20 protein-coding genes and 1 pseudogene are annotated in these 26,940 nt (G+C 71.8%); 6 read left to right on the top strand and 15 right to left on the bottom strand.

Annotated elements, in window-relative coordinates; all coding sequences use genetic code 11:
• Window positions 1-19: 19 nt before the first annotated feature.
• The 7 genes from ABGB05_RS22660 to ABGB05_RS22630 all read right to left on the bottom strand — a co-directional run bounded on the left by ABGB05_RS22660 (window position 20) and on the right by ABGB05_RS22630 (window position 11,866).
• Window positions 20-3,010: an AAA domain-containing protein gene (locus ABGB05_RS22660; protein ID WP_347655472.1), complete on the bottom strand. Its 2,991-nt coding sequence runs from the start codon at window positions 3,008-3,010 to the stop codon at window positions 20-22.
• Between the two features lie 770 nt (window positions 3,011-3,780).
• Window positions 3,781-5,172, bottom strand: a complete 1,392-nt coding sequence (locus tag ABGB05_RS22655; protein ID WP_347655471.1) for an FAD-dependent monooxygenase — start codon at window positions 5,170-5,172, stop codon at window positions 3,781-3,783.
• Between the two features lie 98 nt (window positions 5,173-5,270).
• On the bottom strand, window positions 5,271-6,992 hold the full coding sequence (locus ABGB05_RS22650; protein WP_347655470.1) for a protein kinase: 1,722 nt from the start codon (window positions 6,990-6,992) through the stop codon (window positions 5,271-5,273).
• A 98-nt stretch (window positions 6,993-7,090) separates the two neighbouring features.
• The gene (locus ABGB05_RS22645) at window positions 7,091-8,068 is read right to left on the bottom strand and encodes an aldo/keto reductase (protein WP_347655469.1); all 978 of its coding nucleotides are present in this window, start codon (window positions 8,066-8,068) and stop codon (window positions 7,091-7,093) included.
• Window positions 8,069-8,195: 127 nt separating this feature from the next.
• On the bottom strand, window positions 8,196-9,110 hold the full coding sequence (locus ABGB05_RS22640) for a DJ-1/PfpI family protein (protein WP_347655468.1): 915 nt from the start codon (window positions 9,108-9,110) through the stop codon (window positions 8,196-8,198).
• Window positions 9,107-9,691: an isochorismatase family protein gene (locus ABGB05_RS22635; protein ID WP_347655467.1), complete on the bottom strand. Its 585-nt coding sequence runs from the start codon at window positions 9,689-9,691 to the stop codon at window positions 9,107-9,109. The genes ABGB05_RS22640 and ABGB05_RS22635 overlap by 4 nt, the downstream gene beginning before the upstream one ends.
• 228 nt (window positions 9,692-9,919) lie before the next feature.
• On the bottom strand, window positions 9,920-11,866 hold the full coding sequence (locus ABGB05_RS22630; protein WP_347655466.1) for a PPC domain-containing protein: 1,947 nt from the start codon (window positions 11,864-11,866) through the stop codon (window positions 9,920-9,922).
• Window positions 11,867-12,138: 272 nt separating this feature from the next.
• Here ABGB05_RS22630 and ABGB05_RS22625 point away from each other — a divergent pair, with 272 nt between their 5' ends.
• Window positions 12,139-12,597: a sigma-70 family RNA polymerase sigma factor gene (locus ABGB05_RS22625; protein WP_347655465.1), complete on the top strand. Its 459-nt coding sequence runs from the start codon at window positions 12,139-12,141 to the stop codon at window positions 12,595-12,597.
• Window positions 12,598-12,627: 30 nt separating this feature from the next.
• On the opposite strand, the gene ABGB05_RS22620 is transcribed toward ABGB05_RS22625, so the two are convergent.
• Together ABGB05_RS22620 and soxR are read right to left on the bottom strand one after the other, a co-directional pair.
• A complete protein-coding gene (locus tag ABGB05_RS22620; protein WP_347655515.1) occupies window positions 12,628-17,088 on the bottom strand; it encodes a cation-translocating P-type ATPase in 4,461 nt (1,486 codons plus the stop codon).
• Window positions 17,089-17,378: 290 nt separating this feature from the next.
• Window positions 17,379-17,813, bottom strand: a pseudogene (soxR, locus tag ABGB05_RS22615) (redox-sensitive transcriptional activator SoxR); the annotation flags it as partial.
• Between the two features lie 149 nt (window positions 17,814-17,962).
• Here soxR and ABGB05_RS22610 point away from each other — a divergent pair.
• The 3 genes from ABGB05_RS22610 (at window position 17,963) to ABGB05_RS22600 (ending at window position 19,475) form a co-directional block, all read left to right on the top strand.
• Complete coding sequence (locus tag ABGB05_RS22610) at window positions 17,963-18,550, top strand: exonuclease (RefSeq protein ID WP_347655464.1); 588 nt, start codon at window positions 17,963-17,965, stop codon at window positions 18,548-18,550.
• Window positions 18,551-18,682: 132 nt separating this feature from the next.
• A complete protein-coding gene (locus ABGB05_RS22605) occupies window positions 18,683-18,877 on the top strand; it encodes a hypothetical protein (RefSeq protein WP_347655463.1) in 195 nt (64 codons plus the stop codon).
• A gap of 34 nt (window positions 18,878-18,911) precedes the next feature.
• Window positions 18,912-19,475 carry a YbaK/EbsC family protein gene (locus ABGB05_RS22600; protein WP_347655462.1) on the top strand — a complete coding sequence of 188 codons (564 nt, stop codon included), beginning with the start codon at window positions 18,912-18,914 and terminating at the stop codon, window positions 19,473-19,475.
• On the opposite strand, the gene ABGB05_RS22595 is transcribed toward ABGB05_RS22600, so the two are convergent.
• Window positions 19,428-19,643, bottom strand: a complete 216-nt coding sequence (locus tag ABGB05_RS22595; protein ID WP_347655461.1) for a hypothetical protein — start codon at window positions 19,641-19,643, stop codon at window positions 19,428-19,430. The genes ABGB05_RS22600 and ABGB05_RS22595 overlap by 48 nt on opposite strands.
• A 684-nt stretch (window positions 19,644-20,327) precedes the next feature.
• Between ABGB05_RS22595 and ABGB05_RS22590 the strand changes: the two genes are divergently transcribed.
• Window positions 20,328-21,410 (top strand): helix-turn-helix transcriptional regulator, encoded by a 1,083-nt coding sequence (locus ABGB05_RS22590; RefSeq protein WP_347655460.1) that lies wholly within the window; start codon window positions 20,328-20,330, stop codon window positions 21,408-21,410.
• A gap of 102 nt (window positions 21,411-21,512) precedes the next feature.
• Here the strand turns inward: ABGB05_RS22590 and ABGB05_RS22585 are convergent, their stop codons facing one another.
• Genes ABGB05_RS22585 through ABGB05_RS22575 form a run of 3 tightly spaced genes read right to left on the bottom strand, consistent with a single transcriptional unit; the run spans window position 21,513 to window position 23,110 of the window.
• On the bottom strand, window positions 21,513-22,190 hold the full coding sequence (locus ABGB05_RS22585; protein ID WP_347655459.1) for a DsbA family oxidoreductase: 678 nt from the start codon (window positions 22,188-22,190) through the stop codon (window positions 21,513-21,515).
• Between the two features lie 20 nt (window positions 22,191-22,210).
• Complete coding sequence (locus tag ABGB05_RS22580) at window positions 22,211-22,657, bottom strand: SufE family protein (protein WP_347655458.1); 447 nt, start codon at window positions 22,655-22,657, stop codon at window positions 22,211-22,213.
• A 27-nt stretch (window positions 22,658-22,684) separates the two neighbouring features.
• Complete coding sequence (locus tag ABGB05_RS22575; protein ID WP_347655457.1) at window positions 22,685-23,110, bottom strand: CBS domain-containing protein; 426 nt, start codon at window positions 23,108-23,110, stop codon at window positions 22,685-22,687.
• A 171-nt stretch (window positions 23,111-23,281) separates the two neighbouring features.
• On the opposite strand from ABGB05_RS22575, the gene rfbC reads away from it, so the two are divergent.
• Entirely contained in the window at window positions 23,282-23,887 is a 606-nt protein-coding gene (rfbC, locus tag ABGB05_RS22570) for a dTDP-4-dehydrorhamnose 3,5-epimerase (RefSeq protein ID WP_347655456.1), read from the top strand.
• 19 nt (window positions 23,888-23,906) lie between these two features.
• Here rfbC and ABGB05_RS22565 read toward each other — a convergent pair whose 3' ends face one another.
• Both ABGB05_RS22565 and ABGB05_RS22560 read right to left on the bottom strand, forming a co-directional pair.
• The gene (locus ABGB05_RS22565; protein ID WP_347655455.1) at window positions 23,907-24,854 is read right to left on the bottom strand and encodes a hypothetical protein; all 948 of its coding nucleotides are present in this window, start codon (window positions 24,852-24,854) and stop codon (window positions 23,907-23,909) included.
• A gap of 134 nt (window positions 24,855-24,988) precedes the next feature.
• A complete protein-coding gene (locus tag ABGB05_RS22560; RefSeq protein WP_347655454.1) occupies window positions 24,989-26,797 on the bottom strand; it encodes a proline--tRNA ligase in 1,809 nt (602 codons plus the stop codon).
• Window positions 26,798-26,940: the final 143 nt, after the last annotated feature.

The following is a 26,940-nucleotide window of genomic DNA, read 5'->3' as shown; positions in this document are numbered from 1 at the left end:
GCGACGTGTCGACCTAGGTTTACCAGGCCTGGCCTGCGCTGTTAGGCTTGTCAGGTCGTTGTGGCCGGCGCGAACCACTGTTCTGGGACCCTGGCATCGCGCCAAGGACGATGTCCTGCGTCCACCCGTTGCGACCGGTCGCGGATCGCTTTGGGCACTTGTCCGCGTAGCATCGCCAGTACCACGTCCCGTTCTGCCGCCGGCGAAGGTCGACCCTGTCGAGGCCGCACGCGCCGCAGGGCGGCTGGCGAGAGAACTCCTTGGCGTGTTCGTGCTCGAGCAACTTCCGGGCGAAGTTTGCGCCGTGCATCGTGACCATCACCTCGCGCGTCCAGCGCTGCGAGAGCACATTCAGGCTGCCCAGCAGTACCGTCCGCTCGTCGATGACCACGATCTTCTGGTGCATGACGTTGACCTCGACGACGGTTTGCAGGACCGATCGGAGGTCGGCCAGGAACTGCTGGTGCTTCGGTTCGCGCTGCACTTTGTCCCCGGGATCGCGGACGAACAGGGTGACGTGGACACCGCGGTCGACGGCGTCGCGTAGCATCGGCAGGACAGATTTGACGCGTGTGGTGGTCCACGGCGCCCACAGCCAGATGGAGCGCCGTGCGGACGCGAGATGGTCGGCGAAAACGTCGTAGAATGTTCGTTCGTCGTGAATGTCCGCGACGCGAACATGCTGGGACAGCAGTTCGGCGAGTTCCCCTGTGAAGGTTCCAGACAGCCGGGCGAGATCGTCGTCGGGCGCCGTTGTGGGGGTGACCAGCCGGTTGGCGCGGACAACCCGGGCCCGCTGCTGCCGGATGAGGTCGGCGATGTGCCCGAACGGTGTCTCGGGTTGTGCGGACTCGATCCTCTTCCGGCTTCCGATGAGGTAGAGCCGGTGCTGGGTGCGGGTGATGGCAACGTTGAACAGCCGGATGCCTTCGCGTCGGAAGGTGTCCTTGGTGCGGCTGGCCTCGGCCATCCAGCGGCTGTCGTACTCGTCTTCGACCATGTCGAAAATGACGATCGGGAACTCTCGTCCCTGGAATCGGTGAGCGGTGCCGACCTCGGTCACCATGGATGTTCCGGTCTCGTGATCCCGTAGCGCCTCCAGGGTCGCCTCGACCTGAAGGCCGTACGGCGCGACGATGCCGGTGCGTTCGCCTCGCGCTTGGTGGTAGTCGGCCAACACCCGGGCGAGCAGCGCCCCGGCTGGCCACCACCCCTTGAATCGCCCGTCGGCCCGGACCCGCGCTATGTCGCCGAGCCCGTCGACATCGATGAGCACGATCTCTGGATCGTTCTCGGTATGCGGCCGGATGGACTCGCCCGGCTCGAGACGACCGTCGTAGGCGACCGCGTTTGCCAGTCCCATGATCTCTGGCCCGAAACGATGCTGGACGTTCAGCATGGTGCAACCAGGATGCCGATCCGCATCATCTGCCGAGGCAATCCCGCAGTGTGCGAACACATCCGGGATCAACCACTTCTGCACGTCCAACCGGTCCGTCCTACTGACCTCCTTATTGTCGAGGACCGCGCCGAGCTGCATGAAGTCGCCGAAAAGGACTGCGGTCCGCGAGGCACGGGACACGGCGAGTAGTACCTCAGGGAGGTTGGCGGCGCCGACCTCGTCGACTAGCACGACGTCGTACGGCCCGTCCATGAGCGGCTTGCTGGTCCGTAGCCGGGCGAGCGTGGTGGCGACCAGCCGGGCGCTGGCGATGATCTCTCCTTCGGCGTCTCGGCTCAGCCGCGTGTACTGGTCCTGCACCTTTGTGTACTGCTGTTCTAGCCGCCCCCATTCACCCTCGGAGGCGCTGACACGGGCACGTAGTACACGCGCCTGAGTATCGAGGGTGACTAGCCCGCGCAGGTCCGCGTCGTCGACAAGCGTGCGTTGTGCCTCGGTCGGCGCCGCGGCCTCTGCGGCGAGTAGGCGCTGCTGCGACTCGTCGAGCGTGGTCTCGGCCGTACCGACGACGGAGGCCAGCCGTTCCAACTTCTGCTGCGCCTCATGCAGCGCCATCTCCGCCTGCCGAAGGTGCGAACGACTGCAGCCTGCTGAGTCGGTCAGTTGCCGGACGCGTTCTTCCGTCTGCCGCCGTTGTCGCTCGACGAGTTCCTTTGCCTCACGCGCCCGCAGGCGGGCTTTGTCAGCCCTCGCCTGGGCCTGCTTCTGATCGGCGGCCAGTTTCTTCAACCGTCCGCGATTCCTGAGTTGCGGGAACCGACGCGTACCGGTGAGGTTTTGGATCTCGGTGTCTATGAGGTCCGCCGCGTGACCGGCGCGGAGTGCCTGGGTGGCCTGTCCGTCGGCGGCCGCCTGCAGTTCGATCAGGTCCTGGTGCAGGCGATCGATCTCTTGGTACGCCTGGCGAGCTGGTTCGAGCGCCTGCAAGCTCCGTTCGGCAGTGGCACGATGCCTGTTGGCGTCCGCCATCTGGGTCTGCGCGTGCCGAAGTGCCTCACGTGCCTGCGATGCCTCGGCTGCCAGCCGAGGTACGGAGGCGGAGGTGGTCATGGCACGCCTTGCGACGTGATAGGCGTCCACGTCGAAGCCGGCCAGCGCACTCTCAAGCCGGGCCAGTTCCTCGCGCTCTGTGCGGATGCGCATCAGGTGCTGCTCGATGCGGTCACGTTCCCGTGCCACGGACTCCAGCCGCTCACCGACCAGGACTGGCAGGCAGACGTCGGGATGTGCGAGCACATCGGGATGGTGGGGCGGGCCGACCCGCAGCAGCTCGCCGCGCCGGTGCCGTTGACTCTTCACCGCGCCGAGAAGCGCGTTGTCGACGGCGATGTTGGTCGCGGAGACCAGCAGCACCCGCTTCCCGTCGCGTACCAGCGTGTCGATCGCCTCGGTGAGCACCCGGGTCTTGCCGGTTCCGGGCGGACCCCCACACCAGGTGTACGCCGCAGCCGAGACACGCCGAGTAGGCGGCGTTTTGCGCTGGTGTGAAGCCGTTGACGTGCTGCGGGTTGCCCGGCGCCGGAGCAAGCCGCCCGGCGGCGAGGTCATGCGCCAGGCCGGCGTCGTCGAGCCCGGAGATGCCCTCCTTGAGCTTGACAAGCAGGTGCGTGGGCGGCTGCCTGCTTTGCCAGAGCTGTGGCTCGTCCAGGTCGACGAACTCGGGAGCCCGGAACCGAACCACCTCACCATCCTGCGCAGCCTCCAACACGGCGTAGGACGGCCCAGCCTCGGGACCTGCGGGGCCGGCCAACCGAAGCGACTCCACCTGGTCGATGCCGGTGAACCGCGAACCGCGCAGATCCACCGAGTACCACCCCGGTTTTGTTGGGCGCGCGCGGCCGATCCGAAGAGGTTTGCCGATCCGCCCAGGTCCGCCCTCGGCGTTGATCCAGAAATCCAGCGCGCTGCCCACAAAGTCACGCCAGTCCGGCAAGACCGACTCCCATCGCGTCCCAGCGAACACCAGCGGCCGACATTACCGTTGGCGGTCGCTCGGATACTACTGCGTTTCGATTTGATCCAGGGCGTGCCTGCGACCAGTGGTAGCGGACTACCAGCGATCCTGGCGCTACCGCGCCGACCGGATCATCCCGCGTACCCGCAACGGGCCCCGCTTCACGCCATGGGACCTGCCCGGAGGTGACGGGGCCCCGACTCCGTCATCGGCACCTTCCGTGGCTCCGTCGGCGGCTCCGGTGGTTGGCCCTGCCAGGCACCGTGATCCTCGACCTGCCCGCCGCCACCGTGGCCGCCACACTCGCGACAACCTCGTCGAGCAGGTCGGCTCCGACCGCTGCCAGCTCACGCCCGGATCATGGTCATGGCTCGGCCTCGCCGCCGCGATCGACCGGTTCGACGCCGACGTTGAGGTCGTCAGCCCCGACGAACTGACCGACGCCTGCGCCCACCTCGCCCGCCGGTTCAACCGAGCCGCGACGCCGGCCGGCTGACCGCGGCGGCGACAGTCGGCCGCGCAGTTCGGCGGCGGCGATCCTGGCCAGGTCGCGGCCGCCGAGCAGACGCAGCAGGTTACGGGGTGAGCGGAACCGGTCCATCGGCAGCGTTCCGGCCAGCACCGCGAGGAACTGGTCGATGCCGGCCTGCCGGCCCTGCAGTGCGGAGAAGAGGAGCCGTTCCGCCGTACCGGTCGGCCGGAACGCGGCGAGTTCGACGGTGAGGTTGTACATCGGGCGGGCGGCGGTGTCCCGCCGGGCCCGGTAGCCGGCCAGTGCGGCGTCCAGGCCACCGCCGCCGTCCAGCCCGTCGACGATCGCCTCGACCAGGAACTCGGCGTCCCGGAACGCGTTGCCGATGCCCTGCCCGGTGATCGGGTCCATGACCAGCCCGGCGTCCCCGACCAGCGCCCAACCCGGCCCGTACGGGGTCCGGATCATGCTCGGCACGTCCGGTGTGCTGCGGAACCGCTCGGCCCGGACACCGGCGCGTACCCGGGCGCCGAGATCACCGCAGGTGTCGAGGGTCCGCAGGTAGTGGCCCTCGACGTCGGACCGGAACGCGGCGAAGTCGGCGACCGGCCCGGCGACGTACACCACGGTCAGGTTGTCGTTGGTGGGGAACGCCGCGACCGTCCGGCCGGGCCGTTGGTACAGCTCACCGCCGGCCATCGGCACCCCGGACCAGTAGGTGTAGCAGGCGAAGGTCGACGCCGGACACGACCGGTCGACCGGCGCCCCGACCGCCGCCGCGACCCGCGAGTGTTTGCCGTCGGCGCCGACCACGAGCCGGGCCGACGCCCGCACGGGTACACCACCACGCTGCCGCCCCCGGATCCCGACCACCCGGTCCCGTTCCCAGACCAGTTCGTCGACGTCGACGTTCTCCCGTACCTCTGCCCCGGCCGCCCGTGCCGCGTCCACCAGGATCCGGTCGAGCAGTGTCCGACGTGGACTGTAGAGGGCATCCACCCCGTCGAGGTGCGGATAACGACCGGTCAGCACCACGTGTCCAGGGTCGAACCGGACGTCCCGGGCCGGTGGGGTACCGGCCGCCACCAGTTGGTCGAGCAGCCCCCAACGGCGCAACCGGGCGACGCCGGGTACCTGAAGCTGGTGCGACGACAGGGTGTCGCTCGGAAACCGGGCGCGGTCCACCGCCAGCACCCGTACGCCCTGTCGGGCGAGCAGCAGCGCGGTCGCCGCGCCGGCCACCCGGCACCCGACGACGATCACGTCGTACGCCCCCGTCGACATAATGCTCCCCCCGTCGGCATCGACCACAGTAGAGCCGTACGTCAGGCCGGGGCATCGGCCGCTCGGGTCCACCCGACGGTCGATGCCGTCTCCGGTGGTCAGTCGCAGTGTTCGAACGGGCTGTTGTAGCTGACCCCGGCGGCCGAACCGCCCCACCTCACGCAGACACCGGACGCCTTGGCGCGTACCGGGCCGGCGTAGTAGTCGAACGAGCCGCTGTCGGTGCTCCTGGCCCGACCCTGGACCTCCAGGTACGTCGCCACCGGCGTCTTGCTGCCGACCGAGGTGGTCTTCAGGGTCACCGCGCAGTTGTAGCCGTTGCCGGAGTTGTACAGCAGGTACACCCGTCCCCGGACACCGCCGTCCGGTCCGGTCAGGGTCGCCGAGTCGATCACCTGGTAGCCGCTGCCGCAGGCTTCGGTCGCGGTGTACGGGTTCTGCACGGCCGGAGTGGTCCGGGTCGGGGTCGGTCGTGCGGCGCCGGTCGGTGTGGACCCGCCTGGGCGGGAGGGCGTCGGGGTGGCGGTCGTACCGCCGGGCGTTCCGGTCGACCGTTCCGGTCGGCTGGTGGTCCGGGCCGCCGGTTCGAGGCCCTCGCCGGACGGGGTGGCGCTGGCCGAGGGTCCGCCGCCGACCCGGGCCAGCAGGTCGGTCGCGGACGGCTTGTCGTCGGTCGGCCGGAACACGAGTACGGCGCCCAACCCGACCAGTACCACGGCCAGGGCGCCGGCCACCGCGGCGAGGACCCGGTTGCGGCGACGTCGGGTGTCGTCCCCGGTCGTCGGCGCGGCGTTCCAGTGCTGGTCCGGCACTGTGGGCGGCGCGCTCGTCGGCCGCGCCGCCCCGGTGTCGTACGGGGGACCGTACGGCGAGGGGGCGGCTGCTCCGTACGGCGGCGGGGTCGGGTGATGCCCGGCGGCGCCGGCGGCCAATCCCGGGTGGCCGCCGGCCGGCATGCCGTTCACCGAGGCGGCGACCGTACCCGGGGGCGCGGCCAGCAGGGCACGGGCGGCCTCGGCGAAGGCGGCGGCGCTCGGGTAGCGGTGGGCCGGATCCTTGGCCAGGGCGTGGGTGACGAGCGCGGCGACCGGGGCCGGGACGTCCGGCGGCAGCGCCGGCGGCGGATCCTGCAGGTGCTGGCTCACCACGTGCAGCGGGTTCGTGCCGATGAACGGTGGCCGACCGGTCAGGCAGCAGTACGCGAGCGCGCCGAGCGCGTAGATGTCGGTCGCCGGTGAGACGGGGCGGCCGGAGATCTGTTCCGGCGCCATGTAGTGGGCGGTGCCGAGGACGACGTTGCTGCCGGTGATGCCGGTGATGTTCGCCGACCGGGCCACGCCGAAGTCGACCAGTACGATGCTGCCGTCCGACTGGACCAGCAGGTTGCTCGGCTTGACGTCCCGGTGGACGATGCTGGCCTGGTGGGCGACGTGCAGGGCCTGGGCCGCCTGTGCCACCACGGAGAGGGTCTCCGCGACGCCGAGTCGGCCCGCCGCCTTGATTCGCTTCGACAGCGGCACACCGTCGAGGTACTCCATCACCAGGTAGTCGACCCCGTGCCCGCCGTCGACCGGCGCGTTCTCGCCGTAGTCGTAGACCTGGACGATCCCGGGATGGCGCAGCGCGGCCATCAGCCGCGCCTCGGTACGGAACCGGGTGATGAACTCGGTGTCGGAGATCAGCGCCGGCAGCAGGACCTTGACCGCGACCCTACGTCTGAGCAGCGTGTCGGTGGCCGACCAGACCTCGCCCATGCCACCTGTCGCCACCCGGTCGTTCAGCAGGTAACGGTCGTTGAGTACGACTCCGGGAGACAGCACCTGATCACGGTACCCGTCGCTGCCCGACGGCTGGTCCGCGCCGGACGTGGTCCGACGCCGCAGCGGCGTAGCGATAACAAGGGCCCCTTCCTGACAGCTCAGAAGCCTTCGGGGTTGCGCGGGACGTAGTGCTCCTCGAGGCGGTGCAGTTCCGTCTCGTCGAGCCGGAGGTCGACCGCGGCGACGGCGTCGGCGAGATGTTCCGGCTTCGTCGCGCCGACGATCGGGGCGGTGACCGGCGCCTGGTGGAACAGCCAGGCGAGCGCGACCTGGGCCCGGGAGACACCACGTTCGGCGGCGATCGTGGCGACGGTCTCGACGATCCGCCGGTCGGACTCCTCGGCCTGCCGGTACAGCCGGCCGCCGAACTGGTCCGTCTCGCTGCGCCGGGTGGTGGCGTCCCAGTCCCGGGTGAGCCGGCCCCGGGCCAACGGGCTCCACGGCAGCACCCCGACGCCCTGGTCGAGACAGAACGGGAGCATCTCCCGCTCCTCCTCGCGCATGATCAGGTTGTACTGGTTCTGCATCGAGACGAACCGGGTCCAGCCGTTCAGGTCGGCGACGTACTGGGCCTGGACGAACTGCCAGGTCCACATCGAGGAGGCGCCGATGTACCGGACCTTGCCGGCCCGGACCACGTCGTGCAGCGCCTCCATCGTCTCCTCGATCGGCACGTTCGGGTCGTACCGGTGGATCTGGTAGAGGTCGATGTAGTCGGTGCCGAGCCGGCGCAGGCTGGCGTCGACCTGGGTGAGGATCGCGGCCCGGGACAGCCCGGCCCCCTTCGGACCCGGCCCCATCCGCCCGTGCACCTTGGTCGCGATCACCACCTCGTCCCGCTTGGCGAACTCGCCGAGCAGTTTGCCGGTGATCTCCTCGCTGGTGCCGTCCGAGTAGACGTTCGCGGTGTCGAAGGTGGTGATCCCGGCCTCGATCGCCTGCCGGACCAGGGGGCGGGCGTCGTCGAGGGGCAACGACCACGGGTGGGGGCCCCGGGAGGGTTCGCCGAAGCTCATGCAGCCGACGACCACGCCTGACACTTCCAGCCCCGAACCGCCCAGCCGTACGTACCGCATCAGCACTCCCCATCCCGATCGACGTCCTCGTCCGGAAAATACCGCTCGGCGGGGCGTACCGAGCGGGTGCGGCCGGGTGATTCCGGTAACCGTCGCCGGACCCCGGTGGTCGCCCGCCGCCCGCCGGTTACCCGGCGGTGGTACGGGCGCGGAGCCGGCGCAGCATCCGGGCGTCGGTGAAGCCGACCGCACGGGCGGCCGACTCGACGGTCGTGCCGTGGCCGATCAGGTGTTCGGCGCGTTCGACCCGGAGCAGTTGCTGGTAGCGCAGTGGGGTCAGCCCGACCGCGTCGGCGAAGAGCCGGGTGAGGGTCCGTTGGCTGACCCCACCGGAGGCGGCGAGTTCGGCCAGGGAGAGCCGGTCGGCGTACCGGGCGTCGATGACGTCCTGCACCCGGTGCACCACGTCACTGAGGTGACCCCGGTGCCGCAGCATCGCGCTGGCCTGCCGCTCGTCGCCGTTGCGGCGGGCGTAGACCACCATCTCCCGGGCCACCCGGGCGGCGAAGCCGGGACCGTGCCGGACCGCGAGCAGGTGCAGGCTGAGGTCGATGCCGCTGGCGATGCCGGCCGACGTGATCACCCGCTGGTCCTCGACGTAGAGTACGTCGCGGACGACCGTGGCGGACGGATGTCGGCGGGCCAGCCGTTCCTGCAGGTCGTGGTGGGTGGTGCAGCGGCGGCCGGCGAGCAGTCCGGCGTCGGCCAGCGCGAACGCGCCGGAGCAGACGCTGGCGACCGTGCCGCCCCGGTCGTGGTGCCGGGCCAGCCGCTCCAGTGTCTCGGTGCCGAACGAGGGCGACCACGGCCGCCCGGAGGTACGACAGCCGGGGACCACGACCAGGTCGTCGCGGCCGAGTTCGGGCCAGTCGACCCGGGCCCGCAGCGGTACGCCCTGTGCCGTACCGATCTCCTCCTGCTCGCCCACGTAGTGCAGCGTGTAGTCCGCACCGAAGTCGGCCGCGGTGGAGAAGGTCTGCGCCGGCCCGGCCAGGTCGAGCAGGTGCAGCCGGGCGGCGAGCAGGAAGACGACGACGGTCACCCGGCGACCAGCTCCGCCACGGTACGGATGGTGGCGAACCGGCCGGCGAGGGCGTACTCGGTGCGGGCGATGATCTCGTCGACGCCGAGGGTGCGCGGGTCGGCGAGGATCTCGGCCAGCGGTCGGCCGGGCGGGGCGTCCCGGTGCTCGATCGGGGTGGTCGCGGTGGCATCGGTCACGAACGTCACCTGGTAGCCGAGGTCGGCGGCGAGCCGGGTGGTGGTCTCGACGCACTGCTCGGTCCGGATCCCGCAGATCGCCAGCTCGCGGATGCCTGCGCTGGTCAGCAGTTGCTGCAGGTTCGTGGTGGTGAACGCGTTGTGCGAGGTCTTGTGCAGTACCGGTTCGCCGGGTGCCGGGTCGAGCCCGTCCATCAGTCGGACGAAGCCGAGCGCCGGGTCGAAGACGTCGTCGGTGCCGGGTTCGGTGTGCAGTACCCAGATCACCAAGTCGTCGCCGGCCCGGAACGCTTCGGTCAGCCGCCGTACCTGCTTGACGATCTCCGGGTTCGAGGTGGCCGCCCAGTTCGGGCGCTGCCGGAAGGATTCCTGTACGTCGATGACGACGAGGGCTCGCTGCATGTCACCGATCCTGTCCCGTCCGGGTCGCCTGCGGTCAGGCACCATCGTGCCCGGATCCGGACCGATCCGGTCAGCGATCCCGGTCACCCCGGGGTGAGCCTTGGGGGCCGGATTGCGCCGGGAGCCCGGACCGTCCCGCGCTGCGGCGGGCGGCCCGGGCTCCCGGGTCAGGGCCGGAGATCCGGCCGTGAGGTCAGGTCACCGATGGGCGACGATGACGGTCGGTGGTTAGCGCGTGACGGTGAGGGCGATCCGGCTCAGGGTGTCCTCGACGCCGGTGAAACCCTCACCCGGGTTGAGGACGTCCTCGCCGAAGTCGACGTCCGGGTCGTCGGCGGTGCCGCCGACACCGTCCGGGCCGACGGCGAACATGACCGGGAAGTTGCCGCCCTGGTCCATGATGTTCGGCTGGTCGTTGAACTGGTCGACGTGCCAGTCACCCAGGTAGTGGCCGGCCTCGTGGGCGGTGACGTTGCCGACCGCCCGGCCGACGAAGGCGATCCGGTCGCTCTCCCCGGTCAGGTACGTGTTCAGCGACGTGTCCGGCCCGGCCGGCTCGCTCAGCACGTCGAGCAGCACCAGCGCCGAGTCCTCGGTGCCGAAGTTGCCCGGGTCGATGTACTGGGCGATACCGATGGTCGGAATGCCGGACTCCTCGATCGTGCCGCCGACGATGATCCGGCTGACGTTTGCCTGGCCGAACGGGTCGGCATGGTCCCGGCTGTTCAGGATCCGCAGGTCGTACTTCGGGTTCAGCCCGCTGTCGACCATGTCGTGGTGCAGGTTCTCCCGTACCGTCGCGATGATCGCGTCGATCAGCGCGTCCTCGTCGTCGTTGGTCAGGCCCCACCGGCCGAGGAAGGCCTGCAGCGGGCTGAGCGTGCGGACCCCGGGACCGCCGAAGATGGCGGTGTTGAGCCGGGCACCGTCGAAGTCGAGGAAGATCGTCTGTCGCGGCCGCTGCCCCTCCAGCCCCGGCCGGTACGCCTCGACGGTGATGTCGTACCTGCCGCTGCCGGCGCTGACTCCGACGTAGTGCCATCCCGCCACGTCCGCGACATGCTCGGTGACCGCGTTACCGCCACCGGGCAGCGGGCTGGTCGGCGGGTAGATGCCGCTCGCGTCCTGGCCCGAGCCGTGTACCTCACGCCGCTGCGGGTCGTAGACGGTGACCTGCGCGGCCTGCCCCTCGACCGAGGCACCGACGACGTCGCCGACCCGCAGCTGTACGGCGAAGAAGTCCACGTCCTGCTCGGCGGTGTCCATGGTCAGGGTGTACGGCCCTTCCGTGCCGGCACCGTCGCCGCTGGCCGGGTCGAACGGATCGGCGGGCAGGGCCGGGAATCCGGTCACCAGCAGGTAGTAGGTGCCGTCCTCGGTGAAGGTGTACCGCAGCTGGCTGTCGAGCCCGTCGCTGTCGTCGTTGAACGCCAGCGCCTCGCCGTCGGCGGAGGCGAGGATCAGCACCGAGTCCAGGTCACCGGTCGGCGTGTTGATGTCGAAGGTGGCGGTGTCGCCGGCGGTGCCGGTCAGTTCGTACCAGTCGAAGTCGCCGGTGCCGGTGCCGGCGCTGCCGTGCGGGCCGTCGCCGATCTGCGCCGATACGGTGACCGCGTCGGCGGTCTCGCCGAAACCGGTCTCGCCGGCCAGCGGGATCGCGCCGTCGTCCTCCGGCGTCGGTGCGATCTCCTCCGGATCGAGCTGCTCCGGGGAGAGCTGGCCGAGGATCCGGAGTCGGTTGTTGTCCTTCTTGCCGGTGCCGAAGCCGGCGATCCGCTGGGCGGTGGCCGGGCTGTCGTTGCCGCCCCGGATCCCGGCCGGTTCGTTCTCGTCGGCGAGCAGTGGATTCGCCGCCGCGGCCCGCTGCTGTGCCCGCTGCTTTTCCAACTGCGTGGCGCGCTGTTCGCTCTTCGCCTTCAGGTAGTCCCGCCACGCGGCGTGGTCGGCGGCGCCGGGGTCCGGCAGCAGGGCGAGGAACGGGTTGGGCCCGGCGGGTCGCCGGGCGGTGTCGGACGACTTCGTCGTGGAGATCCCCCCGGACCGGACGATCGCCGCCGCCGCCCAGTCGGGCGGACCGTTCTCGTCAGCGGTCGCCGGTTGAGCCTGTGCGCTGGTCGGTGTCAGTACCGCGGCCACCAGGATTCCGGTGGCCAGGGCTGCGACAGGTCGACGCATGTGTCTCCCTCCGTTGTGCAACGTCGGTGACCCCCGCCACCGACACGCATCGATGACAGTACTGATCTGGGAGGGCAATTAATAGAAACAGTCAGATATGGGAGTGTCATTGTGGACTCTGTCACCTGGTGCAACTTTCTCCGCCGATGCGGCGTAGCCGTACCGGGACACCCGGGACGGCGGCGCGTGCCGCCGGCATTCTCCGCCCCGGCTTCCAACCCGCGACCCCCTCCCGGCATGTACCTGGCAACGGAATCGCGGCGGGAGGAAACGTGGATGACGACGTCAGCTTCCGGGAGTTCGTCGAGGCGAGACTGCCCCGACTGTCCCGGGTGGCCTACCTGCTGACCGGTCGGCACCACGCCGCCGAGGACCTGCTGCAGGCGGCGCTGGTCAAGGTCGCCGCGCGGTGGCGTCAGGTCTCGGCGGCGGGCGACCCGGAGGCGTACGTCCGCCGGGTGATGTACAACGAGCGGATCCTCTCCTGGCGGCGCTGGCGCCGCCAGGTGGTGCAGCCGTTCGAAGGCGTACCCGAGGGCCAGCCGACGCGGGACGGCGCCGACGGCGTGGTCCGGCAGGTCGTGCTGGAGCACGCCCTGGCCCGGCTCACCCGGCGGCAACGCGCGGTGCTGGTGCTGCGGTACTACGAGGCGACCGGGGCGTACGCCCGGGTCACCGAGCTGCCGGACCGGAGTGTGGTGGTGGACCAGGTGTTGCCCCGGGGTGTCTGACCGCAGGGCGGGTGGGCGGACCCGGTGGGCTCAGTCGTCGGACTGGCCCGCCGGGTCCCCGGTCGCCGTGCCGCCGTCCGGGGACGGGGTGACCAGCCGGCCGATCGCGGTGTTGGCGAGGGTGGCGCTGACCGCACTGCCGGCGGCGATGCCCCAGCCGACCGGCCCGAGCGGGGTGCAGCCGAAGAACTGGCTCACCCCCGGGGTCTGCACCACGGCCGCGAGCGCCGCCAGCGAGCCGACGGTCGAGGCCAGCACGCTCGGACTCAGGCCACCGTCCAACAGGGTCTGACCGAGCTGGGTGCCGACCAGGGCAGCCAACGCGATCGTGCCGGCCCGGCGCCGGCTGCCGGTGTAGCGGGCCAACGTCCAGCCGGTGGTGGCGCCGAGCGCGGTGGTGCCGGCGCGCAGCGCGATCTCCCGGCTGAGGGTGGCACCGAGCGAGGTCTCCGGGCCCTCCGTCAACAGCCCGTACATCCGGTGCTGCTCGGGGGGCCGGACCGCGATCGCCATCGCCGGGGCCAGGTCGGTGAGCAGGTTGACCAGCAGCATCTGTCGGCCGTTCAGCGCCGACCGGCCGGTCAGTGCGGCGGTGAGCACGCTGAAGGCGATCTCGCCGAGGTTGCCGCCGACCAGGATGCTCAACGCGTGCCGGACCGAGGACCACATCGCCCGCCCCTCGACCAGGGTCGCGATGATGGTCTCCAGCCGGTCGTCGGTGACCACCAGGTCGGCGGCGGCCCGGGCGGCCGGGGTGCCGCGCCGGCCGAGCGCGATCCCGACGTCGGCGAGCCGGATCGCGGGTGCGTCGTTGGCGCCGTCCCCGGTCATCGCCACCGTACGGCCGCACTTCTGCAGCGCCCGGATGATCCGTACCTTGTGGGTCGGGGTGCACCGGGCGACCACGTCCGTGCGGGCCAGCCGGTCGGCGAGGGCGTTGTCGTCGAGCCGGTCCAGCTCGGCTGCGGTGACCACCCGCTGGTCGCCGCCGTCCGGGCTGATCGTCGCGGCGATCGCCGCCGCGGTCGCCGGATGGTCTCCGGTGATCATGATGGTGTGCACCCCGGCCTGCCGGATCCGGCGGACCGCCGGCGCCGCGCTCTCCCGTACCCCGTCGGCCAGGGTGAGGAAGCCGACGAAGGTCAACTCCGTGACGTCGTCCTCGGTGACGGTCTCGCCGGGCAGGGTCCGTTCGGCCACCGCCAGCACCCGCTGACCGGCCCCGGCGTGCCGGTCCAGGGTCTCCCGCAGGTCCCGGCAGCCCGCCTCGTCGAGCGGCCGGTCGCCGTGCGCGCCGTGGCGACGGGTGCAGCGCGGCAGGATCGTCTCCGGCGCCCCCTTCACGCTGAGCAGGTATCCGCCCCGGTGCTGGCCGACGGTGGCGTGGTAGCCCCGGGACGGCTCGAACGGCAGCGCGTGGGTCTGGTGCCAGGGGTGGGTCCGGGTGCCGGTGCCGACCCCGGCCTTGCGGGCACCGGTCAGCACCGCCCGGTCGGTCTGCTGGCTGACCTCCTCCGGCCGGTCCGCCGCCGGGGTGGCGCGCAGTGCCGCGGCCAGGACCGGGCGCAGTCGCCGGTCGAGCTGGTCGACCTCGGCGTACCGGTCGCCGTCGCCGACCCCGGCGAGCAGCAGCTGCCCCTCGGTGAGGGTGCCGGTCTTGTCGAAGCAGAGCACGTCGACCCGGCCGAGTGCCTCGATCGTGCGCGGGTTGCGGACCAGCGCGCCGTGCTCGGCGAGCCGCCGGGCCGCCGCCAGCTGCGCGGCGCTGACCAGGAACGGCAACCCCTCCGGTACGGAGGCGACCGCGAGGTTCGCGGCGGTACCGGCCGACTGCACCAGCGGTACGCCGCGCAGCAGCCCCGCCCCGGCGACCGCGACCGCCGAGCTGGCGGCGAGCGGTACGGACATCCTGGTGAGCCGGCCGAGCCGGGCCTCGACCCCGCTGGTCGGGGCCTCCTCGCCGGCCAGTGCCATGCCCCGGCCGACCTCGGTCTCGGCTCCGGTGGCCACCACCACGGCCAGCCCGCGTCCGGCCGCCACCGTGGTCCCCTCGTAGATCATCGAGCGTCGTTCGGCGACGTCGGCGGCGACCACCGGTTGGCTGGTCTTCGACACCGGCAGCGATTCACCGGTCAGCGACGACTCGTCGGTCTCCAGACCGTCGGCCTCGATCACCCGGCAGTCGGCCGGGATGGCGTCTCCCGGCTCGACCGCGACGATGTCGCCGGGGACGAGCTCGTCGGCGGCGACCACCCGTTCGGTGCCGTCCCGGTGGACCCGGGCGGTCACCGCCGAACGGGAGAGGAGTTCGGCCAGCGAGCGTTCGGTGGAGACCCGGTGCCCGGCGCCGATCAGCGCGGTCAGCCCGATCACCCCGCCGACCAGCGCGGCGTCGGCAAGTGAGCCGACCGCGGCGGAGAGGGCGGCACCGCCGGCGAGCACCGGGGTGAGCGGGTTCGCGAGTTCGTCGACAAAGGCCCGGGGCAGGTCCAGGGTGTCGGTCCCACCGGTGGTCGTACCGCGCCGGCGGCCCTGGACCTGGTCGGTGGTCAGCCCCGCCCGGTCGGCGTCGAGCCGGTTCAGCACCGTCTCGACCGGCATCAGGTGCCACGGGGTCGGTGGTGCCGAGGTGCTGGTACGCCGGTGCGGCAGCCGGCCGGCCCGCCAGACCCCGTGTCCGAGGGCGAGTCCGGCGGCGGCGTTGACCGCCATCATCGACCGGTTCGGCAGCTGTGCCGGGGCGGAGGTGAACGCGGCGATCGCGCCGAGTGCGGAGCCGCCGCCGGCCAGCGCGATGCTCTGTCGGGCCACCGTACGCGCCAGTCCGGCGGCCTCGACCACCAGCGCGGCGACCGTCAGGTCGGTGCCGACCAGCAGGTGGGCGCCCCACGGGGGCGAATTGTCGGGGTGCCACACCCCGAGGCCGCAGTCGGCGGCGGCCAGTGCCCGGGGGTCGGCGGAGACCAGGGCCACCATCGCGTGGTCCCGTTGCAGTGACCGGATCGAGGTGGCGAGTTCCGGGCCGCCGGGCAGCAGTCCGTCGGCGAAGCCGTACCGGTCCCGGTCGGCTTCGGTGCCGGCGACCAGCAGCCGCAGGCCGGCCCGGCGGCCGGCGGCCGGCAGCGCGTCGATGCCGGGTGCGGGTTCTGCGGCCACCCGGACCACGGCGGCGAGCGTGCCGTCGTGGGTCAGCCCGAGCAGGGTCCCGTCGGTGTCACCACGCAGCCGGTCGACGTCGGGGTTGGCGGCGGGTGGTGGCAGGTCGTCGAGCGGGCGGAGCGTCCAGCCCGCGGCGGACCGCTGCGCCGTCGGCGTCTCCGGGTCGAACAGGGCGAAGGCCCGGACCGCCACCTCCTCCGGATCGTGGCCGTCGAGTGGGACGAGGTCGGTGAGCGCACCCCGTTCGGAGCGGAGCGCGGCCGCGTCCAGGACCAGGGTGTCCAGCCGTTCGAGTTCCCGCAGCACGCTGCGGTCCATGGCGATCACACCGCGCCGGGCGAGCAGCCAGCCGAGTCGGGCCGCGAACGCCTCCCGGCCGCTGACCGCGGCGCTGGGAATGCTGGACAGGGCCAGCGCGGCGGCCCGTTTCCGGCCGGCCAGTCCGAGTACGGCGGCACCGGCGACGGTCCCCGCCTCCAGCACCCGGGCCAGGTACCGCTCGATCGGGCCGTCCGGCTTCGGCACCGGTCGTTCGTCGTACGGCGGTGGCGCGGCGGCCCGTTCGGGGCTTCCGGAGAGCAGCGGTTCGGCCTTTTCCCAGGCGGCCAGCTGGGCCCGGGCCTCGCCCCACTGGACGATCCGCTGCGCGCCGTCGAGGACGATGCCCGCCCAGCCGCCGGTCAGGCCCTGGGCGAACACGGTGGCCAGCGGCAGCCACGACTCGGCCCGGTGGTCGCCGCGCAGTCCCCGGGAGGCCAGCGAGCGTAGTCTCGGATGCAGGTCGATCGCCCGGACCAGGCCGGCGAGTTCGGCAGGCGCCCGGGTGAACGGCATGATCCGGACCGCCGCCGACAGGCCGAGGCCGGCCGCGTCGGCCGCGAGCCGGGTCACCGCACGCCGGCTCCGCGGCCCCTCCTCGGGCGGATGTGGTTCCGGGCAGTCGGGGTCGAGCGCCGACCCGTCGCTGCGTTCCACGGCGGCGATCGTCGTGATCAGGTCCCGCAGCCGGGGTTCCGGCGGACCGACCGCCACCACCACCCGGCCGGACGGCGCGTTGACCCGGGCCCAACGCACCCCGGGAAGGTCCTGCAACGCCGCCTCGATCCGGGCGACGAGCAAATCGGCACCGGGCTGGGCGACCCCGTGTACCTCGATGTGGTGCCGGCCGGGTCGGGACCATACTCCCCGGCGGGTCAGCCCGGCGGCGCGGGCCGCCCGGGACACCACGTGCTCGGCGGTACGGGAGACGTTGGCGACCAGGCCCGGTACGGCGCCGGGGGTCAGGGCCCCGGCGAGGGTGATGCCGGGCAGTCGCAGCCCGGGCGGTGTCATCGGTCGACGCCGGTGGTTGGCGTGCTCCTCCGCCACGCGTCGCGGCTACGGTGGCCGGCCGTACTCGGGTAGCCCATAGTCACCCTCCCGGAGCTCTGGTCGGCGCTGCCTACCCGGCCGGAGGGCGGTTATGCCTCCGATCGGTCCCGTCCGGTCCGCCTGTCCGGCTCGCTGTCGGTCCGCTCGGGTTGGACCGGTCGGGCCGGACCGCTCGGGTTGAACCGGTCCGGTCGGACGGCGTGGGGGTCAGGCCCGGTCGGCTTGTCGTCGCCCGTCGGCAGGCCGGCGAGCAGTCGGCGGGGGCCGGGCCCGGACGCCGCCAGCATGTCCTGCGGGTTGGAGAGCACGCAGCGGTCCAGCGACAGGCAGCCGCAGCCGATGCAGTCGGAGAGGTTGTCGCGGAGCCGTCGCAGGGCGGTGATCCGGGCGTCGAGCTGGCTGCGCCAGTTCGAGGAGAGCCGCGCCCAGTCCTCCCGGTTCGGGGTGCGCTGTTCGGGCAGGCTGGCCAGGGCGGTACGGATCTCGGACAGTGGCACCCCGACCCGCTGGGCGAACCGGATGAACGCCACCCGGCGCAGGATGTCCCGGCTGTAGCGGCGCTGGTTCCCGCTGGTCCGGGTGCTGGTGATCAGGCCCTTGGCCTCGTAGAAGTGCAGGGCCGACACGGCCACCCCGCTGCGCTGGGACACCTGGCCGACGGTCAGGGTGTACGGCAGTTCGGGCACCCGGCCAGCCTATCCAGTACCCGAACCAATGTTGAGGTACTCCCGGTCACGTCCGTGCCGACCGGTCACGTCCGGGTCGGTGGGTTTTCGATGCTGCGGCGGCGGAAACCCGGTGGACCGGGACGGTGTCCCGTCGCAGGCTGGTCGGCATGGCTGATCTTCCCGAGTTGTACGTCGCGGTCGACGTCGAGGCGGACGGACCGATCCCCGGTCCGTACAGCATGCTGTCGCTCGGCATGGCGGTCGCCGGCCGGCCGGAGCTGACCTTCTACACCGAGCTGCGGCCGATCTCCGACGAGTTCGTGCCGGCCGCGCTGGCCGTCTCCGGGCTGGACCGGGACCGGCTGCTCCGGGAGGCCCCGCCCGCCGAGGCGGCGATGTCCGCCGCGGCCGGGTGGGTGAACCGGCTGCGCAGGATCGGTCGGCCGGTTTTCCTGGCCGCCCCGGCGGTCTGGGACGGCATGTTCGTGCACTGGTACTTCGTCCGGTTCGTCGGCCACAGCCCGTTCGGGGCGACCGGCTCGGGCGTGGATCTGCGCTCGTACTGGATGGGGTTGACCGGTGCCGAGTGGTCGAGGACGCACAAGGGGAAGATCAAGAACGCGCTGGGTCTGACCGGGCTGCCGCACACCCATCACGCCGGCGAGGACGCGGCGGAGCTGGCCCAGGTCTTCGCCGCGGTGCTGCGGGAGCGCGAGGGCGGCGCGGGCCGGGCGGAGGGTTGGCCACCGCGGTGACCGGCCGGACCGTGTGACCCGGCCGGATCCGGGTACGACGCTGCCGGTCGACGTCGTCGCCGGGGCACCCGACCGGGCGACCGGACCAGAGATGAGACTTTTTCCTGATTGGTTGCTGCCTACCCTGCGGACATGGTCTTTCTGGCGATAGCGGCGGTCATGTACGTCTGCGGTTTTGTCTTCCTGTACGGCGTGATCCGGGTCGCCGTCCGGCACGCCCTCGAGGATATGGAGCTGCGGCGGATCCGTGCCGAGCAGGCTCCGGAGCGGGACCGGCTGATCGCCCGGACCCTCGTACCGGACAACGCGTTCCTGGCCGGCAGCTGACCGCCTTCCGGCGGTCGGCCCCGCCGGTGCGAAGATGGCGGACGTGCTGGGAACGCTGAAGACGGAACCGGCCGCGAGCCGGGCCGACCTGCTCGCCGCGCCGGTGACCGCCGCCCTCGGCCGGTGGCCCGCCGACGCGTCGGTGCCGGTCGACCAGGTGCTGGTCGCGCCGATCGACGCCACCCTCGCCGACACCGCCGCCTTCTGCGCGGCGTACGACGTCGGGCTCGACGTCTCGGCGAACTGCGTGGTGGTGGCCGGCAAGCGGGAGGGCGCGATCCGGTACGCCGCCTGTCTGGTGCTCGCCACCACCCGGGCCGACGTCAACGGCGTGGTACGCCGGCATCTCGACGTCCGCAAGGCGAGTTTCGCGCCGATGGCCGACGCGGTCGAGCTGACCGGCATGGAGTACGGCGGGATCACCCCGATCGGGCTGCCGGATACCTGGCCGGTCCTGGTCGACGCGCGGGTGGTCGACACTCCGTACGTGGTCGTCGGCTCCGGGGTCCGACACAGCAAGGTCGTGCTACCCGGCCCCGCGCTGGCCCTGCTACCCGGCGCCGAGGTCGTCGAGGGGTTGGCCCGACCCGTCGGGTGACCGGTCGGCGGAGCGTTCCGGCCAGCACACCGGACATCCGCAGCGCAACACCCTGACCTGGCCGGTGCCGGAGACGATCTGCAGCCGACCGGGGCAGCCGTGCGGCGCCTCGGTCACCGGCGGGCGCAGGGCGAGTGTGCACGGCAGGCACAGCGTCGTATCGCTCATCCGCCACTCTCCGTTCCGTCCCGTCAGGCCGGGCCCGGACCGCTCCCGCCGATCTGTCCGTGGTACGGATGTCGATGTCTACCACATCCGTCGGTGCCGCGTGGGCCGGCGGAGGCCGGGCCGGACAGACCGGTCCGGCTGCGGGGTCGGGCCGTGCGGCTGGCGGGTCCGGCGGTGCGGCTGGCGGGTCCGGCGGTGCGTGATCCGGCTGTGCGAATTTCGGCTGCGGGCTCGGCGGTGCGTGATCCGGTGGTGCGGCCCGGCGGTCGGCCGGTGACCTAGCGGGCGGGCCGGTCCGGGGCATCGGGCGGTGTGCGCGGTCCAGGTCGGACGGTACGAGGGGTGCGGCGGCCGCCGGCACGGCCGCCGCACCCGGTGGGACGCGACCCGACCCGGGGGAAGGGCGTCGGGGGGTGCGCCCCGAGGGGCGGCGGACACGACGACACTCCGACGCCGAAGGCCCGAGGACGTCGTGGCACATCGTGCCCGCCAGCTGCGGAGCTGACCGCCCGGTGTGGATTAACGGTGACCGTCCACTTACGTTCTGCCATCGGGACGCGGTAGAACATTGACCGGCACCACATCGAGCGGAAGCGATCCACATCACCACATTCCCGTAACCAAAGCACTACCGATAGTAGGCGCGGTTTTCAGGTGTTTTCCAGAGCGCACAGGCGGTAGACGATGGATCACGTCGGGGCAAGGCTGAGGATGGCCCGTACGGACGCCGAGGTCACGCTCACCCAGATGGCGGCCAGGACCAACTACAGCAAGAGCCACCTCTGCAACGTCGAGCTGGGTAAACGGCCGGCCACCCCCGATCTCGTGCTGGCCTACGAGCGCGTGTTGGGAGACAGCGTGCAGCGTAGGAACGCCCTGGTGCTCGTCGCGGCCGTGGTGGTCCCCTCCGCCGTCGCCGAGCTGGTCCAGCACGGCTTCGCCGCCGCGATGGGACCCCGGCGCGGAGTCGACGACTGGGTGGCCCGGGCCGAGGCTTACGGCCAGGACTACATGTCGCTCGGTGCGGCCGAACTGCAGGGCAGACTCGCCGCCGACCTGGTCGTACTGCAACAGGAACTGGACAACCCGCACCTGTGGGCGGTGGCCGCCCGACTGATGACCGTGCACGGCAAGACCCTGCCGAACAACGACGGCAACCGGGGCGCCATCCGGTCGTACGAGATGGCGGCGCTCGCCGCGGACCGCTCCGGTGACCTGGCCACCCGGGTCTGGGTACGCGGCCGGGCCGCCCTCGCCCTGGCGTACGAGGGAACGCACCTGTCGGTCGCGACCCGGCTCGCCGGGCAGGCGGTCGCGCTCTCCGAGCGGCCGACCCTGGGCCGGCTCAACGCGCTGACCGCGCAGGCGCACGTCGCCGCATGCCGGGGTGACTCCGGCACCGCCCGGTCCACGATGGACGACGCCCGTCGGGTCTTCGACACGGTCGGCAGCGACGAGCAGATCTCCGACTTCGCCGTGCCGCAGTGGCGGTTCCACACCTTCGAGTCGATGCTGCTGTCCCGGCTCGGGCACCCGGGGGCGCTGGCCGCGCAGGAGGCCGCCGACCGGACCCGGCCGGCCAGTCTGCCGCGCTTCGCCACCCACATCGAGCTGCACCGGGGCCTGATGATGGCCGCCGCCGGGGACGCGGCCGGCGGGCTCGGCTACGCCCGGCAGGCGATGGAACGGCTGCCCGCACACCGGCACAGCCTCTCGCTGCGGTTGATGCTCGCCGAGGTCGAACGGACGGCCGCCGCGGTGACGTGACCACCGTCCGCCGGACGTAGGTGTCGATGAATGTCGATACTGTTGCACGTGAAACGTCGCCGGACCCGGTGCCGCCCGTGACAGGCGGCGACCCGGACGACGTCAGGAGCCGGCCTCGCGGCGTCGTACCTCCTGCAGGGCGGCGAGCAGGGTCTCCGGCTCCTGGGCGCCGGCGACGGCGTACCTGCCGGCGAGGACGAACATCGGCACGCTGGTCACCCCCAGTTCGTGCGCCTCCCGCAGGGCGGCCCGCACCTCGGTGGCGCCCTCGGCCGAGTCGAGGAACCGACGTACCTCGGTCTCGTCAAGCCCGACACCCGCGGCGACCCCGGCCAGCGCCGCCCGCGATCCGACGTCGACCCCGTCGACGAAGTGTGCCCGGTAGAGCGCCTCCAGCAGCTCGGCCGGGCCGGCCTGCGGTTCGACCGAGCCGGCGCCCTGGGCGGCGGCGGAGTCGGCGCGCTGTTGCGCGAACCAGACGAGGCGGTGCGCGTCGAACGTGTTGGCCGTCACCGCGCGGTCGAAGCGCAGCTCCAGGCCGGCGCCGGCGGCCACCGACGCGGTGTGCTCGGTGATCTGCCGGGCCCGGTCCGGCCCGCCGAACTTCTCGGCCAGCATCGCCAGCGTCGGCCGGGGCTCGGGCACCGGGGACGGATCAAGCTGGAACGGCCGGTACCGGACACTGACCTCGCCGTCGAACGACTCCAGCGCCTCGGTCAACCGACGCGTACCGATGTAACACCAGGGGCAGACCACGTCCGCGTAGATCTCGATCTCCACGGAACGGCACAACCCGACGGTCAGTCGATCTGTTCCCGTACCTGCCGCTTCAACCGGGCCAGGATGGCGTTGCCGCCGCGTACCCGCAGTGGGCTGATCGCCTGGGCGAGCCCCATCCGCTGGTAGAGGTCGTCCGGTACGGCCAGTACCTGGTCGGCGCTCGCCCCGGCCAGCCCCTCGGCCAGGATGCCGGCGAAGGCCCGGGTCGTCGGAGCCTCCGGCGGGCAGTCGAACCAGGTGGTGACGGTCCGGTCGACGGCCACCTCGGCACGGAGGAAAAACGCGGTCTGACACTCCGGCACCTGCTCCATGCCGGCCCGGTCGGCCAGGTGCGCGGGCAGCGGCGGCACCGCGTCGGAGAACTCCAGCAGCATCTCCAGCACCACGTCCCGGGGAGCGGTGGCGAACTCCGCCACGATCTCGGCCAGTTTCGGGGGCATCGACTCGGGCGTGGACTGCGACGACATGCCCCCAGGCTACCGAGGTGACCGGGGTCAGGCTGTGGGGCTGGCCTCGCTGATGTCGCTGAGCGACGATGCGGGGTCGAGGCGCATCGCCAGGTCGCCGAGGGAGACGATGCCGACGAGTTCGCGGTCGCTGTCACAGACCAGGATCCGGCGTACGGAACGTTCCCGCATCAGGGCGGCGGCGTCGGCGGCGCTGGAACTCTGCTCGATCATCACGATCTCCCGGGTGGCGATCGAGCCGAGAGTGGTCTGCCGGGCATCCCGTCCCTCGGCCACCGCCCGGACCACGATGTCCCGGTCGGTGACCATGCCGAGCAGGGTCGGCCCTTCGGTCACCACCACGTCCCCGATGTCGGCGTCCCGCATCGCGCTGGCCGCCTCGTCCAGCGGGGTCGCCGCGGGCAGGTAGATCACCTCTCTGGTCATCACGTCGCGGACCTTGACCTCAGCCACCGTCGCCTCCGAACCACCCGGGGTCCACCCCGGCTCTTCCCGATACCACCCGGTACCCGCTTGTTGACAGCCTGACACCAGTCAGCTTTCCGACCGGCCACTCTGCGTTGTCCAGCAGGTATCGTGCGGTTACCCCGACATGCCGGAGACCACCCCCGTGACTCTCAAGAGGTGCGTGTGAAGGCCACCGAGCTGTCCATTCCCGGTGCGTGGGAGTTCCTGCCACAGTCGTTCCCGGACGAGCGGGGAAGTCTCCAGATCTGCTACGACGCGGCGGTCTTCGCCGACGCGCTCGGCTTCGAGCTGACCGTCGCGCAGGTCAACCAGAGCGTCTCCCGGCGAGGTGTGATCCGGGGGGTGCACTGGGCAGACGTACCGGTCGGGCAGGCCAAGTACGTCTCCTGTCCGCGCGGCGCGGTGCTGGACGTGGTGGTCGACCTGCGGGTCGGCTCACCGACCTTCGGCCGGCACGAGGTGACCCGCCTGGACACCGTCGACCACCGTGCCGTCTACCTGTCGGAGGGATTGGGCCACGCGTTCATCGCGATCGAGGAGGACAGCGTCGTCAACTACCTCTGCTCGGCCCGGTACGCCCCGACCCGGGAGCGGGTGGTCAGCGTCCACGATCCGGAACTGGCGCTGACCTGGCCGGACGACGTCACGCCGATCCTCTCCACCCGGGACGCGGACGCCCCGACCCTGGCGGACCTGCGCGACGCCGGCCTGCTGCCCGACTACGCCGAGTGCCAGCGCTTCTACCAGACCCTCCGGCGGTAGTCCCGCCGATGGTGGCTGGCTACCGCTCGCCGAGGCAGAGCAGGACGTCGACAACACCCGGCAGGATGTTGGCGGTCAGTTCGGACTCCCAGTCCCAGGAGTAGGTGCCGACCGCACCCGGTACGTCGTCACACGCCGTCTTGGTATCGGCCGCCGGGACACCGACGATCCGCTTCAGCACGGTGTATTCGGCGTCCGCCCCGGAGCAGTCGACCCGCTGCGCCTCGTCGCCGTTCTGGCCGAGGCAGTCGCCCTCCTTCGCCACGTTGACCGCCTTGGCCGGGTCGACGTCCTTCGGCCCGAGGCAGACGTTTCCGGCGCGGTTGGTGACCGAGCGGGTGGCGCCGGCGACATGGATGCAGGAGTCGCCGCTGCCGTCCACGACCGCGAGCGCCTTGTGGGTGGCTGCGGCGTCGTCACAGCCGACGATCCGGTACGGCGAGTTCCGGTCGGTGCGGGACTCCCGGAGGCAGTCGCCGGCTGCCACGTTGTTGATGTGGTCCTTGTCGACGAGGGACCGCAGCACGGACTTGCCGCCGTTGATCAGGGCCAGCGTGACAAGTGCGCTGAGCACGGCGATCGCGACGCGGGCTGCCAGCGGCCACTTCTTCTTCGGCCGGTCGGCCGGTCCACCGGGCTGCGCGAGGTCGTCCGGATCGGCGGGCGGGACGCCGTCCGGGATGGTGGCCGGGGTGCCGTCCGGGATGGTGGCCACGTCCGGCGCGGCGTCGGCTGCGGTCGCCGCCTCAGTGGCTGGCGTCTCCGGGCCGGCTGCGGTCGCCGCCTCAGTGGCTGGCGTCTCCGGGCCGGCTGCGGTCTCCGCTCCGGCTGCGGTCTCCGGGCCGGCCGGTGTTTCTGCTCCGGCTGGTGTTTCCGCTTCGGCTTCGGCCGGCGGACTGGTCGTCGAACCTGCGGCGTCGCCCGTCGGGGGTTTCCCCGACGGGCCGCCGATCTGGTCCGTGGACATGGTTCACCTCATTGATGATCAAGTAGGGGGACCGCTGACTATAACCCGGCGCAGGCACCGGTCGTGGTCCGCTCACATTGACGATCATCAGGATGAAATGCCGCTTACGCTGCCTTGATGGTATTCGTGGCAATTCAGCTCGCCGGCTGGTGCGAGCTCGGCGCAGCGAGCCGTTCCACCAGCTCCGGCACGGTCAGCTCGACACGTTCGCCGGTGGCCCGGTCGCGCAGTTCGACGTACCCGTCGGTCCAGCGGCGGCCGACCACGACGGTGCGCGGGATACCGATCAGCTCGGCGTCGGCGAACTTGACCCCGGCCGAGACCTGGGCGCGGTCGTCGACCAGCACCCGCAGACCCCGGGCGACGAGCTGCCCGCCGAGCTCCACCGCCGCCTCCGCCTGCGGGCCCTTGCCAGCCGCGACCAGGTGTACGTCGCACGGCGCGACCGCCGCCGGCCAGACCAGCCCCCGCTCGTCGTGGTGCTGCTCGGCGATCGCCGCCACCGCCCGGGAGACGCCGATGCCGTACGAGCCCATGGTCAACCGGACCGGCTTGCCGTCCGACCCGAGTACGTCGACCCGGAACGCGTCGGTGTAACGGCGACCGAGCTGGAAGACGTGCCCGATCTCGATGCCCCGCCGCATGGTCAACGCCCCCGGCCGGCACGCCGGACACGGGTCCCCGGCCCGGACCTCGGCGGCCTCGACCGTGCCGTCCGGGACGAAGTCACGCCCACAGACCACGTTGACGGCGTGCCGGCCCGGCTCGTTCGCCCCGGTCAACCAGGAGGTGCCGGGTACGACCCGGGGGTCGACGAGATAACGGATGCCGAGCTTGTGGAGCAGCTGCGGACCGATGTAACCCCGGACCAGCTCGGGAGCGGCCGGTGCCGATCGGGTGTCGGTGTCCGAGTCCGGGTCGGCCGCCGGGGTGTTCCAGTCGTAGAGGGTGGCGGTGGCCGGGCTGAGTACCGCGTCGAGCCGCCGCAGGTCCACCTCCCGGTCCCCGGGCACACCGATGACCAGCAGCTCCGGTTCCGCGACGCCGGGACGGCGTACCGAGACGACGACGTTCTTCAGGGTGTCGGCCGCCGTCCAGTCGCTCCGGCCGCCGAGCCGGCGGGCGTTCGCCAGCGCCACCAGCGACTCGATGGTCGGGGTGTCCGGCGTGTCATGGGTCTGCGCCGGCGGGTGCGCGTGGACGTCACCGGCGGGCGGGGCCGGGGTGGTCACCGCCTCGGTGTTGGCGGCGTAACCGCAGGAGGTGCAGCCGACGAAGGTGTCCTCGCCCGCCGGACTCGCGGCGAGGAACTCCTCCGAGGCGGAACCACCCATCGCCCCCGAGGTCGCCGACACGATCGTGTAGTCCAGCCCGAGCCGGTCGAAGATCCGCTGGTAGGCGGCGCGGTGCCGGTCGTACGCGGCCCGCATCCCGGCCTGGTCCACGTCGAACGAGTACGAGTCCTTCATCAGGAACTCGCGTCCCCGCAGCAGCCCGGCCCGGGGCCGCGCCTCGTCCCGGAACTTCGTCTGGATCTGGAACAGCGACACCGGGAAGTCCCGGTACGAGGAGTAGGTGTCCCGGACCAGCAGGGTGAACATCTCCTCGTGGGTGGGAGCGAGCAGGTAGTCCACCCCGCGCCGGTCCCGCAGCCTGAAGATGTCGTCGCCGTACTCGGTCCACCGGCCGGTCGTCTCGTACGGTTCCCGGGGCAGCAGGGCCGGGAAGAGCACCTCCTGGCTCCCGATGGCCAGCATCTCCTCCCGGACCACCTGGGAGACCCGGTCCAGCACCAGTCGACCCAGCGGCAGCCAGGTGTATCCGCCCGGAGCGGCGCGGCGGACGTACCCGGCCCGGACCAGGAGCCGGTGACTCGGCACCTCGGCGTCGGCCGGATCCTCGCGCAGCGTACGCAGGAACAGGGTGGACATCCGTAGCAGCATTCGGGCAGCGTAGTACCGCTCCGGTCAACGGGCACCCAGGTTTGTCGGCGGTGTCGGATCGGAGCCGCAGCCCACGGAATGTCTCGCCGGTCACCTTCGACCGCAGGGCCTACCCGTGGGTAGGTGCGACTGTCAGACTGGCC

Origin of the sequence: Plantactinospora sp. B5E13, assembly GCF_039871775.1 — a bacterium.
Taxonomy (GTDB): Bacteria; Actinomycetota; Actinomycetes; order Mycobacteriales; family Micromonosporaceae; genus Plantactinospora.
This window is presented reverse-complemented; position numbering and strand designations above follow the sequence as displayed.